Raw genomic sequence first — 14,154 nt, forward strand, 5'->3', positions numbered from 1 at the left:
GTGAGCGCAACCGTGCCAATGGCCTGCTGAGCTTCGAGTTCCGCCCGACTGCAGATTTCGACGCCTACCTTGATTTGCTGACTGGCAGCAAGACCAGCAAGCAGGAGCGTGTCGACTTCGACATCAACGTCCGCAACAGCGCCGTCATCCCTTCGGCAATGAGCTATGACCGCAGCGACTGCGCGGTCTACTGCTTCGTGACGGGGGGCACCCTCCTCAACGGTACCGGTTTCCTTGAATACCGCCGCATGGACGAGAGGAGCAGCTTCACGTCCGTGAACCCGGGCTTCGAATGGCGCATCTCCGACAAGTGGACGCTGGACGCGCAGGCCAATCAGGCCAGCAGCAAATTCAGCCGCACCGCGCCCACGCTCCTGGTCCCGACCGACGCGGCCAAGCCGTTCACGGTGAAGATCGGCGCCAACGCCAATTTCCCGGTCTACACGCCCAACGGCTTCGACCCGAACAGCCCGGCCGGCTACACCTGGGATCACCACGGCAACGCGACGGGCGCCCAGATCAGCGTCAATCGTGAGGACCGTGAGATCAAGACGAGGGGTGCACGCTGGAATCTGGCCTGGGGTGACGAGAGCCTGACCCTCAAGGGTGGCATGGCCTATGACACCTACCACCGCCTGATCACGCCGTTCAACGACGATGGCCGTCTGCAGAACGTCGTCTGCGGCGGCAACCTGAACGTGCGCATGTACGCGCCCAACAACACCAACCCGAATGGCTGCGCGATCATTCCGATCACGGCCAACCCGGCGACGCAATACCCTGGCTACGGCCAGGGCGCGACGGCTGGCGGGCCCGCGCTGGCCTATCAGGGCTCGGCCGTGCCGGACATTTCCCAGTACCTGGTGCCCGGCCCCAACGGCTTCGTCACGATTGACTGGAGCCGCTTCGCTAGGGCCACCAGCTACGACAGCATCACCGCCGGCATGGTCCAGCTCGCGGGCAGCAACGCCCTCAGCGGTGCGTCTCCGCAGGACTTCGGTGAAAACGTCTTCGGCAACTACATCGAGGTGTCCGGCCAGGCGCGCGTCTTCGACCGCCTGCTGCGCTATGACGCGGGCCTGCGCCGCACGCGCACCTCGCAGAGCGTCGGCGCATACACGGGCAACGTGGCCGATCCGCGCAATGCAGGCCTGGCCAACGGCGGCCTGTACCCGAACCTGGTCACGGAGACGACGGGCCAGACTTCCTACAGCAACACCCTGCCCAGCGGCACGCTGGCGTACAACTTGGCTGACGACATGATCGTCCGCGCGGCGGCTTCGAAGGCCATCACCCGTGCTGACCCCAAGGCGCTGCAGCCGCTGAGGGCGACGTCCAATGATGTGGCCCTGTCCAACGCCACCGCCACCAACCCGGGGCTGAAGCCCTTCGAGTCCAAGAACCTGGACTTTGGATGGGAGTGGTACACGGACAAGAAGGGCAGCTATGTCGCGGCGGCCTATTTCGAAAAGAAGATCAAGAACTTCCCGCGCACTGTCGTGCGCCAGATGACGCTGTCGCAGATCCGCCAAGAGTTCGGTGCCGACTCGCTGCAGTACGCAGCGGGCAGCGCGATCGACCTGGCGGTGACTGCGGCCGGCGGCCCCGACAAGTTCAACATTCCGCTGTCGCAGCCGCTCAACACGGAAGACATCATGAAGCTCAAGGGCTGGGAGTTGAGCTGGGCGCAGTCGCTGGACCGCTTCCTGCCGATCAACGGCTTCGGCTTCTACGCCAACTACACCCGCACCAAGCAGGATGCAGGCACCAGCGGCCAGGTGCCGATTGGCGCGGCGCCCTATACGGCCAACCTGACCGTGTACTTCGAAAACAGCCGCGGCTCCATCCGCCTGAGCAACAGCTACCAGGCCCGCACCCCGTTTGAGTCGAAGAACACGGATTCCATCCCGGCAGGCACCATGTTCAAGTACAACAAGGCCTACTACCAGGCGGACCTCTCGACCCGTCTCGAAATCGGCGACTGGGTGGGGTGGAAGCAGGGCGTGTCGCTCAACTTTGACGTTGCCAACCTGAACAAGGCCACGCAGAAGTCCTACATCCAGGAAGAGCTCGCCGTGCGTGGCTACTGGGATCCGGGCCGTACCTATCAGCTGACCGCTCAGATGAAGTTCTGACCAGAGGCAGGCCATGTTCGGCGTCGTCCACCTGACCCGCGCCTCGCAGCGCACCAGCTTCCAGTTGGCCAACGCGCCGTACGCGATCTACGAGCCGGGTCGCACTTGCCAGGTGGGTCTGCGCGCCAGCTTCTGATTCATCGCCTGTGTCTCCGCCAGCGGTCCGGGTGTGGCCCGCTGGTGTTTCGATGAGGGTCCTCGCCGGCCGATGGCGAGCGCCCTCATCTTTTTATTGGCACCGCCGCCCGCTCGTGCCGGAGCTCGGTGACGGTGCGGCCGGCAACGCCCCAGTTGTCGGTGTCGACCTCGTCGATGACGACGAAGGTGGCCGCCGGGTCCTTGTTCAGCACGCGGACCATCAGGTCGGTCGCCTCGGCAATCAATTGCTTCTTCTGATCCAGCGTCACGCCTTCGCGGGTGATCTCGATGCGGATGTAGGGCACGGTCAGGTCTCCTGATGGGTGTAGAGCTTGGCAACGATGGACCAGCGGCCGCCATCCTTGAGCAGGCTGAGCTGGTCCAGGTAGTCGAAGCCCAGCATCTGGCAGCGCGCCGTCGCCAGCGCGACCGAGCCGTCGATGCGCAGGGCCTGCAATTGCATGCGCTGGGTCTCGCCCTGGCTTTGCGGGCTGGCCCGCTTGGCCACCACCTGCAGATAGGGCTCGACGTCGCGCAGCAGCACCTGGCCGCTGACCTCGCCGTAGAGCCGCGCCTGCGGGTGGAAGACCTGTGCGAGCAGATCCACATCGCCACGGTAGAGGCCGTCGAAATAGCGCTGCAGCAGCGCCAGCAGTTCTTCGCGGTCGGTCATGGCATCACCACTTGCCGGAGCTCATGCCGCCATCCACGGGCAGCACGACGCCGGTCGTGAAGGCCGCGCCGGCGAGATAGAGCACCGCATCGGCAATCTCCTGCACGGTCGCGATGCGGCCGGCCGGCTGCAGCGTGTTCAAAAAGCCATGCATGTCGGCCGTGTACATCGGCGTGTCGACGATGCCGGGTGCAACGGCGGCCACCTGCACGTTGTGCGGTGCCAGCTCCAGCGCCAGGGCTCGGGTGGCGTGGTTGATGCCGCCCTTGATCAGCACCGGCAACACCGCTGGCACGCCCTGGATGGGTTGCGACGCGATGGCGGCCGTGATGTTGATGATGTGGCCGGCCTTGCGCTCCACCATGTGGCGGGCCGCGGCCTGCGACGGGTAGACAAAGCCCTTGAGGTTGGTGTCGACGAGGGCATCCAGCTCGGCCGGCGTGTAGTCGACAAAGGGCTTGGCGTTGAAGATGCCGGCGTTGTTGACGAGCACGTCGACGCGGCCGAAGCGTTCGATGGCCGCCTGTACGAGGCGGGTGCCGGTGGCCGGGTCGGCCACGTCGCCGGCGACGGTGAGCAGGTTGTCGGGCTTGCCGAGTTCGACGGCGGCCTGCCGCAGGCGCTCGGCATTGCGGCCGTTGGCGACGACGTTGTCGCCCTGCTTCAGGAAGGCGGCAGCGATGGCCAGACCGATGCCGCTGGAGGCGCCGGTGACGATGACGGTGCGAGGAGAGTGGTTCATGGATGACTCCATTGGGTTGCGATGGACTCAAATCTATTGGCGACGTCGTGATCAATAAATAAGATCCTGGCCACTTCAGTATTTACATGATGTGATGGCATGAATCGGCAATTCGACGACCTGATGCTGGGCAGCCTGGAGCTCTTCTGCGCGGCGGCGGAGCTGGGTGGCTTCACGGCGGCGGCTACGGCGGCGGGCGTGACGCCGGCGGCCGTCAGCCGCACGGTGGCGCGCCTCGAAGAGAGGTTGGGCGTGCGCCTGTTCGTGCGCACGACGCGGCAGATCCGCCTCACCGACGCGGGCCAGGCCTATTACGAGCAATGCCGCCAGGTGCTGAACCAGCTGATGGAGGCCGAGCGCGAGGTCAGCGGCCGGCAGGCGGCGCCGAGCGGCCTGCTGCGCATCAGCGTGCCGACGACCTATGGCCACCACCGCCTGCTGCCGCGCCTGCCGGCCTTCCGCGAGCGCTACCCGGAGATCCGCGTGGATGTGCACGTCAGCAACCGCAACATCGACTTCGCGGCCGAGGGCTATGACCTCGCCGTGCGCGTGCGCGCGCCAGCCGACTCGACGTTGATCGCCCGGCACCTGGAGGACGCCGAGCTGTTGCTCGTTGCCGCGCCCGACTACCTGCGCCGCCGCGGCGAGCCGCAGTCACTCGACGAGCTGGCGCAGCATGACTGCATCCAGTTCGAGCTGCCCAGCAGTGGCCGCACCATCCCCTGGCTGTTCCGGGAGGGGGCGCATGACGTCGAACGCCAGACCGCAGGCGGCACCAGTTGCTCCGACGACGTGCTGGCTGGCGTGACACTCGCGCGGCACGGTGCCGGCATCTTCCAGGCCTATCGCTTCACGGTGGAGGAAGAGCTGCGCCAGGGCCGCCTCGTCGAGCTGCTGAAGCCCTTCGGCGGCCGCTCGCGACCCTTCAACTTGCTCTACCCGCATCAGCGGCATGTGCCGCTGCGGGTGAGGTGCTTTGTCGACTTCTTGCTGGCGACCTAGAKAATTTCAAAGCGCACGTCGATGTTGCCTCGCGTCGCATGGGAGTAGGGGCAGAGCTGGTGGGCGCCGTCGAYGAGCTGTTTCTTCTGCTCGGCATCGAGGCCGGGCAGGTTGACGGTCAGCTTGACCGCCAGCGCAAAGCCCTGGTCGGCCGTGGTGCCGAGAGACACATCAGCATCGATGCTGACCTCGTCCGGCACGCGGATGCCCAGCGGCGCGCCGGCGCGCCGCATCGCGCCCATGAAGCAGGCCGAGTAGCCGATGCCGAAGAGCTGTTCGGGATTGGTGCCCGGCTTGTTCGACCCGGGCGGGCTGAGCTTGACGTCCAGTTCGCCGTCGCTGGACTTGCCCCAGCCCTCGCGGCCTCCGGCGGTGTGGGTGTGGGCGGTGTAGACGACTTTCTCGATGGCGCGCATGGTGTGGGCTCCTCGTGGGTCAGGTTTCGGCGTGGAAATGGCGCAGGGCCACGAGGGCCAGGCGCACGACATTGCGGGTCTCGGTGACGGGGGCACCGGCCTTGGCGCTCAGGCGCAGGCCGCGCATGACGGTCAGCACGAAGTCGGCGGCCGCGGTCTCATCCAGCGTGGGCGGCAGCTCGTCCTGCGCCTTGGCCTGCGCCAGCGCGGCGGCGACGTCGGCCTTGGAGCGCCTGGCGCCCTCGCGCAGGATGGCCGCGACCTCTTCGTCGCTGGTGCCGATCTCGGCGGCCGTGTTGACCGACATGCAGCCGCGCGTGCGTGCCACGCCACTCGAGGACGCAATGGACGTCAGCAGCGTTTCGATGCCGGCCAGCGGCGAGGGCGCGGATGCCAGCACCTTCTGCAGCGATTTGGCGCGCTCGGCCTGGTAAAGGCGCAGGGCCTCCAGGAAGAGGCCGCGCTTGCTCTCGAAGGCGTTGTAGAGGCYTTGACGGCCGATGCCCATGGCCTCGACGAGGTGGGGCATACCCGTCGCCTCGAAGCCCTGGCACCAGAACACCTCCATCGCGCGGTGGAGGACTTCGTCCCTGTCGAATTCGGAAGGTCTTGCCATGAATGAATTGGACTTGTTTTTGAACGATCGGTCAATAATAATGAACGCCATCGATTTCGCAACCCGCAGTTCCACGTCATGAACTTCGCCAGAAGGCTCTCCGTCGCCGCCGCGCTCGCCCTGTTCATGACCGCTCACGCCTCGGCCGACCCGCGCCTGGACGGTGGCGGCGAATGGATCAACTCACCGCCGCTGGCACTCGCCGGCCTGCGCGGCAAGGTCGTGCTGGTCGACTTCTGGACCTATTCCTGCATCAACTGCCAGCGCACCCTGCCGTACTTGCGCGCCTGGTCGCAGAAATACGGCCCCCAGGGCCTGGTCGTCGTCGGCGTGCATGCGCCGGAGTTCGGCTTCGAGCGCGATGTGAAGCGCGTGCGCCAGGCCGCGATGGAAGGAAAGCTCGACTACCCCATCGTGCTCGACAACGACTTCACCATCTGGCGCGCCTTTGGCAACCAGGCCTGGCCCGCGCTGTATTTCGTTGACGCCCAGGGCCGCGTGCGCCACCAGCAGCTCGGCGAGGGCGACTATGAGCGCGCCGAGCGGGTCATCCGCGAGCTGCTGCGCGAGGCTGGCAAGGCGCCGGAGGCGGGCATGGCCCAGGTTGCGGCGACCGGCATCGGCCTGGCGCCCGACATCGCCAACGTGCGCTCACCCGAGACCTATCTCGGCCATGGGCACGGTGCAGCCCGCGGCATCCTGCCCGACCGCCTCAAGCGCTATGCCGGTGGCACCCCCCGGCTCAATGAGTGGTCGCTGGCCGGCGACTGGACCGTGCGCCCCGAGTACGCCGAGCTGTCGGGCGACAGCGGCAGCGTGGCGCTGCGCTTTCAAGCGCGCGACCTGCACCTCGTGCTTGGTCCCGCAACTGACGGCAAGCCTCTGCCATTCCGCATCACCCTCGACGGCCAGCCGCCTGGCACCGACGCGGGCCTGGACGTGGGCGCCGACGGCCGCGGCCTGGCCAGTGGCGAGCGCCTCTATCAGCTGGTGCGCCAGCGAGGCCCGGTGCGCGCACGCACTTTCGAGATCCGCTTCGATGCACCCGGCGCCCGCGCCTATGCCTTCACCTTCGGTTGACTTCACTGAGGACTTCAGATGAACACCTTGCCCCTGCCCACGCTTCCGCGGCCGCAGCCGCTGCCGCGCCCGGTCGTCTCCTTCGCCCGCATGCTGGTGCTGGCTCAGCGGCGCTTTCGCGATCAGCAGCAGAAACCCGCGGCAGCCGTCTAGCGTCGCGCCCGCGCGGTGGCCAGCGCGCTGTCCAGCGCCTCCAGCAGCCGCCGCGGCTCCAGCGGCTTGGTCAGGTAGCGGAAGAAGCCTGCGGCCAGGCCCGCCACCGCGGCATCGGGCATGGCGTTGGCGGTCAGCGCGATGATGGGGATATGGGCTGTGCGCGGGTCCATGTGCAGGATGGACTGGGCCTCGCGCCCGGTCATGCGCGGCATGTTGTTGTCCATCAGGATGACGTCGGGCACGTATTGCCGGGCCATCTCGACCCCGCGCTGGCCGTCGGGCGCCGTCAGCAGCCGGATGTCGCCGCGTGCGGCCAGCAGTTCCTCGACGAGCTGGCGGCTGGCGGGGTTGTCTTCCACATAGAGCACGGTGGCTGGCGCCTCGCCCTCACGCGGCGCCGCCGTCAGGCTGGTCAGGTCGCCCCAGTCGGTTTCGGCGTGCGGCACAGCGGGGAGTTCGCTGGCCCGCAGGTCGACCCAGAACACGCTGCCTTCGCCGGGCACGCTGTGCACGCCGATCTGGCCGCCCATCAGCTCGACCAGGCGCTGGGTGACGACCAGGCCGATGCCGGTGCCCTGCTCGGGGCCGCCCTCCTGGCCGAGGCGGTTGAAGGGCTGGAACAGCGCTTCGACCTGCTCGGGCTTGAGCCCGGCGCCGGTGTCCTTCACCGAGATGCGCACATGCCCGGCATCGAACCGGTCGCAGTCCACGCGCACCGAGCCGCCGGGGCGGTTGTACTTGATGGCGTTGCTGACGAGGTTGAGCACCACCTGCTTGAGCCGCATGCGGTCGGCCAGCGCCACGCAGCCGCTGCTGTTGACGAACTGGGTGGCGATGGCGCGCTGGCTGGCCATCGGCTCGATCATCTTGCGGCATTCCGCCAGCACATCGTCCAGCGGTACCGGCTCGACGGACAACTCCACATGACCGCTCTCGATGCGCGCGAGGTTGAGGATCTCGTTGATGAGCGTCAGCAGATGCTTGCCGGCGCCGACGATGTGGTCGACGAACTCCTGGCGCCGCTCGGGCTTGGCGTCAGCGATGTTGGTGCCCAGCAGTTGGCCGAAACCGATGATGGCGTTCAGCGGCGTGCGCAGCTCGTGGCTCATGCTGGACAGGAATTCCGACTTCGCGCGGTTGGYCTTCTCGGCCAAGGCGGTGGCGAGCCGCAAGTCCTCATTGGAGGTCTCGAGCTGGGCGGTGCGCTCGTGCACGCGGGCTTCCAGCTGCTCGTTGAGCCGCATGACTTCCTGGGCGTGCTTCTCGATCTCACCCAGCATGCCGTTGAAGGAATCGGCCAGCACGCCGACCTCATCGTCGGTCATCTTGGCGGCCCGGCGCGAATAGTCCTGGCGCTGCATGACGTCGCGGGCCACATCGCTGATGGCGAGGATGGGCTGCACCACGGCGCGCTGCAGCCGCATAGAAAACAGGAAAGCGATGCCCAGCGCGGCCAGGGCGACCACCGCGGCGATGCCGAGATAGGTCAGCACGCGGTCATGCAGCGCGTACTCGGCGCGCAGATAGACGCTGCCGATAGCGCGCCCATCCTGCACGATGGGCAGGGCGACGGCGATGTCGCGGTCGGCACGGTGCACGCCCTGCTTTTCAGCATGCGCGGGCAGCGGCGCGTCGGCGCCCGCGGCCGTGTATGAGGCGAAGCGCTCGCCCTGGGCGCCGTAGATGGCGGCGGCACGCACGCGCGGCTGCAGGCGCAGCAGCGCAAGGTTCTCGCTGGCCACCTTGACGTCGTCGAACTCCAGCGCCGGCGCCGTCGAATGGCCGAGCAACTCGGCCTGGGCCTTGAGATCAGCCACCCAGCCTTCGTGATAGGACTTCAGGTCATAGGCCACCATCGCGCCCAGCGCGACAAGCAACGCGACCAGGGCCGTCAACATCGTGACGCCGAGCAGTCTCCGTTGGAGTGAGAGCCTGAACATCTATGACTTGCCTTCAACCCGACGCGCGACGCCGAGCAGGCGCACGCTGATCTTGAGGCCGCTTTGCGTGGCGGGCGGCAACAGGATGTCAAAACGCACCTTGTCGTCGATGACGACGAAATTGATCATGCCCATTGCGCCGCCGGGGTCAAACTCGGTGACTGTGAGGACTGGCCTCCCTTGTACGGCCGCGAGCAGGTTGGGTGTGTAGGAGACCATGCCGCGCGAAACGAAGAGGGCGTGGACGCCCTCTGGCACTTCGCCGCGCACGAGCCGGCGCACCTCGACGGGCCGCCCGGCCACGGAGGTGGCCGTGGCGGTGCGGCGGAACTCCTCGACGACCGCCTCGCTGGCCAGCACGCCGATGCGAAACGGCTCGCCCACCGGGCCCAGCGACTGCGGTGGCCAGTCGATGTAGTTGCCGAACTTGCAGACGAAGGCGGCCTTGACCTGGTATTCGGCCATGCCGTCATCGTCGCCCGCACGCGCGCCGCCCGCGATGGCCAACGCCGCGAGCAGCAGCGTTCGGCGGGCGAGGCGGACGGCCTTCATCAGAAGAAGCGCATGCGCATCTGGAGCATGAGGTTGCGGCCGAACTCGGTGCGGGTTTGGATGGCGGTGAACTCGCCGTGGCTGCCGAACAGGTTCTGGGCCACCAGCGCGAGGTCGACATCCGGGCCGATGCGCCGGCCCAGGCGCAGGTCCACGGCCGTGTAGGCCGGCACGTCTGGCGCGCTCAGGGCGCCGACATGGCGCAGCATGAGGTCCAGTTCGGCATCGCTGGGCAGGTTGAAGGCCGCACGCAGCCGCCACAGCTGGCGTGGCATGGCGCCGGCGGCGGCGGCCACGGAGTCGGCGGTGTCGATGCTGCCCGGCTTGAGCTGCAGGTGCGGCCTCAGCAGCGTGACGCCGCCGTGCAGGCGCAGCCAGGACGCAGCCTGCAGGCTGCCCCAGGCCTCCAGGCCGCTGACGCGGCCTTTCATGCCGTTGCCGAAATAGACCGACGTGCCGCTGGGCGCCAGCTCCTGGGTGCGCAGATGGTCGTAGTTGCCATGAAAGGCCGTGGCCGACAGCGTCAGTGCGGGCAGTGGCTGGCCGCGGTAGCCGAGCTCCAGCACATTGGCCGTCTCGGCGCGAAAGCCCGCGCCGCCGTCGAGGATGAAAGGCGGCTGGGCAGGGATGTAGATGTCGCGGTCCAGCCGCGAGGGCGCGCGCACCGTGTGCGCGGCCGAAGCCCACCAAAGCTGGCCGGGCGAAGGCTTCCATGCCAGGCGCAGATTGGGCAGGAACTCGTTGCCCGTGTAGTCATTGCGTTCGACACGCGCACCGAGTGTCACGCGCAGGCCCTCGGCAACCGCGACCTCGTCCTGAACAAACAGGCTGGTCCAGGCCTGGTTCAGTCGCTCGGGCAGGAAGGCGAACTCAGGCGCGCCGTGGCCGACGCGGTCCTGCGAGCGGCGATGGTTGGCGCCCAGCACGACGGTGTGGTCAGGCGTGGGCCGCAACGTGTACTGCACTTCGAAATCGGCGATCTCCAGCGTCTCGTCGAAGGTGGGCGGGTTCACGCGCACGGTACGGTCCAGATAGCCCTGCACGCTGAGTTCGCCGCCGCCGACCGGCCCATCCCAGCGCGCCAGCAGGTTGGCACCGGAGAGCCGGATGGTGTCCAGCGCGAAGTTCACGCCTGTGACGTCGATGCTGCCCGGCCGCGGCTGGCCGTGGTTGCCGCGATAGGCATTGCCCTGCAGTGTGACGCGATCGTTGCCGCGGCCCCAGTCGGCGCGAAAGCCGCCCCTGAGCATGTGGCCCGCATCCTCCACGGGCGTGCCCGCCGCCGTTTCGGTGCGGCCTTGGCTGGTGTGCTTGAGGTACAGGCGCATGTCGCCGCCGTCGCCCAGCGACCAGCCATGGCGCAGCACCGTGTCGCGCTCGTGGCTGCCCGCCGCCGCCGATACCAGGCTGCCGCGCGTGGCCGAGGCACTGCGCGTGATGATGTTGATGACGCCGTTGACGGCGTTGACGCCCCACAGCGTGCTGCCGGGGCCGCTGCTGATCTCGATGCGATCGATGTCTTCCAGTGCCACGTCCTGCACGTCCCAGAACACGCCGGCAAACAGCGGCGTGTAGACCGAGCGCCCGTCGATAAGGACGAGCAACTTGTTGGCCGAGCCGGCATTGAAGCCGCGTGCACTGATCGAATAGTCGCCGCTCGAGGTTTCGGCGACGTGCAGATTCGGCGCCAGGCGCAGGGCCTCGGGCAGGCGGGTCACGCCGGCGCGGCGGATGTCGTCGGCGGTGATGACAAAGAGTGAGGCCGCCGCATCCCCCAGGCGCTGTTCACGCTTGGCAGTGGAGGTGATGGTGACGTTACCGAGCTCTTCCAGGCTGAGGTCGACCAGAGGGGCCTGGGCCGCCGCGGGCGCCGCCCATAGCGCGGCTGCTGCAATGCAACATGCCCGGCTTTGTGGCTGCCCCATGCACCCTCCCAACGGTGACCCGGTCGCTCGACGATAACGCAGCGACCGGATGGCGGCAACGCGACATCGGCCCGCATGTGGCACCAGACGGCAACCCGTGACAAACGCCTCGTTTCAGGGGCGCTGCGTGCCTGCGCCGGGATTCGGGCACGTCGGGTGAGTGGCAGCGCGCAATGGCGCCAGCATCCGCCTGGCCGCCTGGCCGCCGGGCCGGGGGGGCGCGGCCTGCTCGTCAGCGTGGACTTTTCCTGGGCACGTTCTTCTGCAACTGCCACAGCAGCACACAGACGATCAGCGTCGTGCCGATCAGCACGTTGCCGACCCACGGAAAGTGCTCCAGCTTGCCGTCGGTGCCAATGCTCACGATATGGCCGGACACCAGCGCCGCCAGGCCGCCAGCCAGCTGCTGCAACGCGGCATTGATGGCCGTGAAGGCGCCGCGCTGCTCCGGCGCGGGGATGCCGGTGACGACAACCTGCCAGGGCACCATGCGCGAGAAGATGCCGGCGAAGAGGATGACGTTGACGACGACCAGCGTCGTCAGCGATGACGGACCCAGCCGCGTGTAGATCGCCACCATCACGATGGTGATGGCACTGCCCGTGAAGAACACCGGCAATGGGCCGAAGCGATCGACGAGGCGGCCCACCAGCGGTGCGACGAACATCGTGCTGATGCCGGTGACCAGGTAGACCATGGGCAGGTGCTGCAGGTCGATGCCGACGTTGTTCACCGAGAAGGCGCTGGCGAACGGCATGATCATGAAGCCGCCGGTCGTCAGCAGCGCCGTGATGACGAAGGCGTGCACATGGCGGGCCTTGGCGACGGTGTGCCAGAGGTGGGCGAAGGCGCTGCGGTCGCTCTGCAGCTTCAAGTGGGCATCCACCGGCTTCATGCGCCAGGCGATCAGCAGGCCGCCGACTGCTCCGAAGGCCACCAATGCCATGAAGGGCGCGTGCCAGTCCCAGTGCGTGGCGAGGTAGAGGCCGAAAGGCAGGCCCAGCACCTGGCTGGCCGCAAAGCCGCCTTGCAGCAGGCCCATGACGCGCCCACGCAGTGCCGGCTCGAAGAGGTCGGCGGCGATGGCCATGACGATGGAGCCGATGACACCGCCGAACAGCCCGGTGACGATGCGCGCCATCAGCAGCGACTCGAAGCTGGTGGCCAGGCCGCACCACAGCGTGCCGAGCAGAAACCCGCCGTAGAAGAACAGCAGCAGTTTCTTGCGGTCGAAGCGGTCGGCAAAGCCTGCCGTCAGCAGGCCGGAGATGCCGGCGCTGAAGGCATAGGCCGACACGACCAGGCCGAACTGCTGGGCCGTCATCGACATGGCCGGCATGATCATGGCGCCGAGCGGCGACATGATCATGAAGTCCAGGATGACGGCGAACTGCAGCAGTGTCAGCAGGCCGGTGGCAAAGCGCTGGTAGGGAGTGAAGGCGAGCGGCGGGGCAGTGGCTGGAGCGGTGGCTTCGGGCATGGGCGGCGGCGGTGGCAGGCGCGGGGCCTGATGGGGGGATGTTGGGCGCTGGCGTGCCGCTCGATGGCGGCGTTGGGACTGCCACGCAGTGTGCGCGAGGGCGTGCCCGGACATGGCAGCAGAGACTGGAGCAGGATGAGACGCTGAGCTCGCTGCATAGGAGCCTATTCATATTAAGATAGGCGCCTATGTAAAGTCAAGGACCGTTCATCAGTCCTTTCTGTGCGTCCATGCCCGAGCCTCGAGAACCCCAACCGCCGCTGAAGCTGATCGGCCATGTCCACCGCGGTTTCCAGCGCATGGCCGACCAATTGCTGCGCGAGCAGGGCTTTGCGCTGGGCCAGCTGCCGGTGCTGATGGCGCTGAAGGACGGCAAGCCGCGCTCCCAGGCAGAACTGGCGCGGCTGGCCCATGTGGAGCAACCCAGCATGGCCCAGCTGCTGGCGCGCATGGAAAGAGACGGCCTCGTCGAGCGAGTGCCCGACCCCGAGGACGGCCGCAGCCGCCTCATCTCGCTGACGACCGCCTGCCGCGAGCGCATGCCCAAGGCGCGCGGCGTCATGCAGGCGTTGAGCGCGGAGGCGCTGCAGGGCTTCAGCGCCGAGGAGGTGGCGGTGCTCGGCGGGCTGCTGAGCCGCCTGGCCGACAGCGTCGATGCGATGCTGGAGCGTCGCCTGGGGGACTGAGGCGGGCCTGGCGCGCCGTCCTACACGGCGTCGCGCCGCAGGCTCACGCGGGTGCAGAGGTGGCCGCGCGAGAGTGAAGCATCCCGATTTGCGGAGATGCAATCATGGACACGATGATGGACAGCCCGCCCCGGCTGGAAACAGCACCTTCGCAGGCGGCGGATGTGCTGATCTGCGTGGTCGGTACGGCCGATGTGATGCAGGCTTGCGAAGCCGACCTGGCGGTGCTGGCGGCAAACAGCAGCGTGCATCGCCTGGACTGGCGCCTGGACGACGAGTTCGGCGAGCCGCCCGTCGAGGCGGATTGGGCCGACGGCCTCATCGTGCTGAACTCCGACGCCTGGGCCGCACCAACCGGCTGCGCCAAGTTGCAAGCCCTGCTGAAGATGGCCTGGCGCTGCGGCCGCACCGTGGCGCTATGCGGCGACGCGATGAATTCGCTGAGCACGCTGGGCTTTGCGGCCGATGTGCCCGCCGAGGCCGAAGGCCTCTTCCTCTGCCCCCAGGGGCCTTGCAGCGAGACGCTGCGCGAGTTCCTCGACGCCGTCCAGGAACAGCCCCATCGCGGCCGTTGAGCGCCTGACCGTTGATTGATCCTTGCTCCGAGCCTGTC

At 67.6% G+C, this 14,154-nt stretch carries 16 protein-coding genes; 7 read left to right on the top strand and 9 right to left on the bottom strand.

Features of this window, described 5'->3' with window-relative positions:
• Window positions 1-2,135, top strand: a 2,135-nt coding sequence (locus ACXJKR_RS01640; RefSeq protein WP_457320186.1) for a TonB-dependent receptor domain-containing protein, incomplete at its 5' end; no start/stop codon positions are given.
• 13 nt (window positions 2,136-2,148) lie between these two features.
• Window positions 2,149-2,271, top strand: a complete 123-nt coding sequence (locus tag ACXJKR_RS01645) for a hypothetical protein (protein ID WP_457320187.1) — start codon at window positions 2,149-2,151, stop codon at window positions 2,269-2,271.
• An 85-nt stretch (window positions 2,272-2,356) separates the two neighbouring features.
• Here the strand turns inward: ACXJKR_RS01645 and ACXJKR_RS01650 are convergent, their stop codons facing one another.
• The 3 genes from ACXJKR_RS01650 to ACXJKR_RS01660 are packed head-to-tail and all read right to left on the bottom strand — an operon-like array spanning window position 2,357 to window position 3,688.
• Complete coding sequence (locus ACXJKR_RS01650; RefSeq protein ID WP_056204744.1) at window positions 2,357-2,578, bottom strand: tautomerase family protein; 222 nt, start codon at window positions 2,576-2,578, stop codon at window positions 2,357-2,359.
• Window positions 2,579-2,580: 2 nt separating this feature from the next.
• On the bottom strand, window positions 2,581-2,946 hold the full coding sequence (locus ACXJKR_RS01655) for a nuclear transport factor 2 family protein (protein ID WP_457320189.1): 366 nt from the start codon (window positions 2,944-2,946) through the stop codon (window positions 2,581-2,583).
• 4 nt (window positions 2,947-2,950) lie between these two features.
• Window positions 2,951-3,688, bottom strand: a complete 738-nt coding sequence (locus tag ACXJKR_RS01660; RefSeq protein WP_457320191.1) for an SDR family NAD(P)-dependent oxidoreductase — start codon at window positions 3,686-3,688, stop codon at window positions 2,951-2,953.
• A 99-nt stretch (window positions 3,689-3,787) separates the two neighbouring features.
• Here ACXJKR_RS01660 and ACXJKR_RS01665 point away from each other — a divergent pair, with 99 nt between their 5' ends.
• Entirely contained in the window at window positions 3,788-4,690 is a 903-nt protein-coding gene (locus ACXJKR_RS01665; RefSeq protein ID WP_457320193.1) for a LysR substrate-binding domain-containing protein, read from the top strand.
• Here ACXJKR_RS01665 and ACXJKR_RS01670 read toward each other — a convergent pair.
• Window positions 4,687-5,106, bottom strand: a complete 420-nt coding sequence (locus ACXJKR_RS01670) for an organic hydroperoxide resistance protein (protein WP_457320195.1) — start codon at window positions 5,104-5,106, stop codon at window positions 4,687-4,689. The genes ACXJKR_RS01665 and ACXJKR_RS01670 overlap by 4 nt on opposite strands.
• Window positions 5,107-5,125: 19 nt before the next feature.
• Complete coding sequence (locus ACXJKR_RS01675) at window positions 5,126-5,722, bottom strand: TetR/AcrR family transcriptional regulator (protein ID WP_457320197.1); 597 nt, start codon at window positions 5,720-5,722, stop codon at window positions 5,126-5,128.
• Window positions 5,723-5,800: 78 nt separating this feature from the next.
• On the opposite strand from ACXJKR_RS01675, the gene ACXJKR_RS01680 reads away from it, so the two are divergent.
• Window positions 5,801-6,802: a thioredoxin family protein gene (locus tag ACXJKR_RS01680; RefSeq protein ID WP_056204731.1), complete on the top strand. Its 1,002-nt coding sequence runs from the start codon at window positions 5,801-5,803 to the stop codon at window positions 6,800-6,802.
• Window positions 6,803-6,820: 18 nt separating this feature from the next.
• Window positions 6,821-6,955 (top strand): hypothetical protein, encoded by a 135-nt coding sequence (locus ACXJKR_RS01685; RefSeq protein ID WP_457320199.1) that lies wholly within the window; start codon window positions 6,821-6,823, stop codon window positions 6,953-6,955.
• Here the strand turns inward: ACXJKR_RS01685 and ACXJKR_RS01690 are convergent.
• From ACXJKR_RS01690 to ACXJKR_RS01705, 4 genes are all read right to left on the bottom strand, one after another.
• Window positions 6,952-8,856, bottom strand: coding sequence for an ATP-binding protein (locus ACXJKR_RS01690; protein WP_457320201.1), 1,905 nt, complete (start codon window positions 8,854-8,856; stop codon window positions 6,952-6,954). The genes ACXJKR_RS01685 and ACXJKR_RS01690 overlap by 4 nt on opposite strands.
• Window positions 8,857-8,898: 42 nt before the next feature.
• Window positions 8,899-9,450, bottom strand: coding sequence for a YfiR family protein (locus ACXJKR_RS01695; RefSeq protein ID WP_457320203.1), 552 nt, complete (start codon window positions 9,448-9,450; stop codon window positions 8,899-8,901).
• The gene (locus tag ACXJKR_RS01700; protein WP_457320205.1) at window positions 9,450-11,375 is read right to left on the bottom strand and encodes a TonB-dependent receptor plug domain-containing protein; all 1,926 of its coding nucleotides are present in this window, start codon (window positions 11,373-11,375) and stop codon (window positions 9,450-9,452) included. Before ACXJKR_RS01700 ends, ACXJKR_RS01695 begins: the two co-directional genes overlap by 1 nt.
• Before the next feature lie 232 nt (window positions 11,376-11,607).
• A complete protein-coding gene (locus ACXJKR_RS01705; RefSeq protein ID WP_457320207.1) occupies window positions 11,608-12,855 on the bottom strand; it encodes an MFS transporter in 1,248 nt (415 codons plus the stop codon).
• Between the two features lie 230 nt (window positions 12,856-13,085).
• On the opposite strand from ACXJKR_RS01705, the gene ACXJKR_RS01710 reads away from it, so the two are divergent.
• Both ACXJKR_RS01710 and ACXJKR_RS01715 read left to right on the top strand, forming a co-directional pair.
• The gene (locus tag ACXJKR_RS01710; RefSeq protein ID WP_056204720.1) at window positions 13,086-13,541 is read left to right on the top strand and encodes a MarR family winged helix-turn-helix transcriptional regulator; all 456 of its coding nucleotides are present in this window, start codon (window positions 13,086-13,088) and stop codon (window positions 13,539-13,541) included.
• A gap of 104 nt (window positions 13,542-13,645) precedes the next feature.
• A complete protein-coding gene (locus ACXJKR_RS01715; protein ID WP_457320209.1) occupies window positions 13,646-14,116 on the top strand; it encodes a hypothetical protein in 471 nt (156 codons plus the stop codon).
• Window positions 14,117-14,154: the final 38 nt, after the last annotated feature.

It is taken from the genome of Roseateles sp. P5_E11, assembly GCF_054049355.1.

Bases quoted from the DNA above. Each gene is read 5' to 3' on its own strand.
- ACXJKR_RS01645 (WP_457320187.1), top strand. From the start codon at position 2,149: ATGTTCGGCGTCGTCCACCTGACCCGCGCCTCGCAGCGCACCAGCTTC.
- ACXJKR_RS01655 (WP_457320189.1), bottom strand. From the start codon at position 2,946: ATGACCGACCGCGAAGAACTGCTGGCGCTGCTGCAGCGCTATTTCGAC.
- ACXJKR_RS01660 (WP_457320191.1), bottom strand. From the start codon at position 3,688: ATGAACCACTCTCCTCGCACCGTCATCGTCACCGGCGCCTCCAGCGGC.
- ACXJKR_RS01665 (WP_457320193.1), top strand. From the start codon at position 3,788: ATGAATCGGCAATTCGACGACCTGATGCTGGGCAGCCTGGAGCTCTTC.
- ACXJKR_RS01680 (WP_056204731.1), top strand. From the start codon at position 5,801: ATGAACTTCGCCAGAAGGCTCTCCGTCGCCGCCGCGCTCGCCCTGTTC.
- ACXJKR_RS01685 (WP_457320199.1), top strand. From the start codon at position 6,821: ATGAACACCTTGCCCCTGCCCACGCTTCCGCGGCCGCAGCCGCTGCCG.
- ACXJKR_RS01695 (WP_457320203.1), bottom strand. From the start codon at position 9,450: ATGAAGGCCGTCCGCCTCGCCCGCCGAACGCTGCTGCTCGCGGCGTTG.
- ACXJKR_RS01700 (WP_457320205.1), bottom strand. From the start codon at position 11,375: ATGGGGCAGCCACAAAGCCGGGCATGTTGCATTGCAGCAGCCGCGCTA.
- ACXJKR_RS01705 (WP_457320207.1), bottom strand. From the start codon at position 12,855: ATGCCCGAAGCCACCGCTCCAGCCACTGCCCCGCCGCTCGCCTTCACT.
- ACXJKR_RS01710 (WP_056204720.1), top strand. From the start codon at position 13,086: ATGCCCGAGCCTCGAGAACCCCAACCGCCGCTGAAGCTGATCGGCCAT.
- ACXJKR_RS01715 (WP_457320209.1), top strand. From the start codon at position 13,646: ATGGACACGATGATGGACAGCCCGCCCCGGCTGGAAACAGCACCTTCG.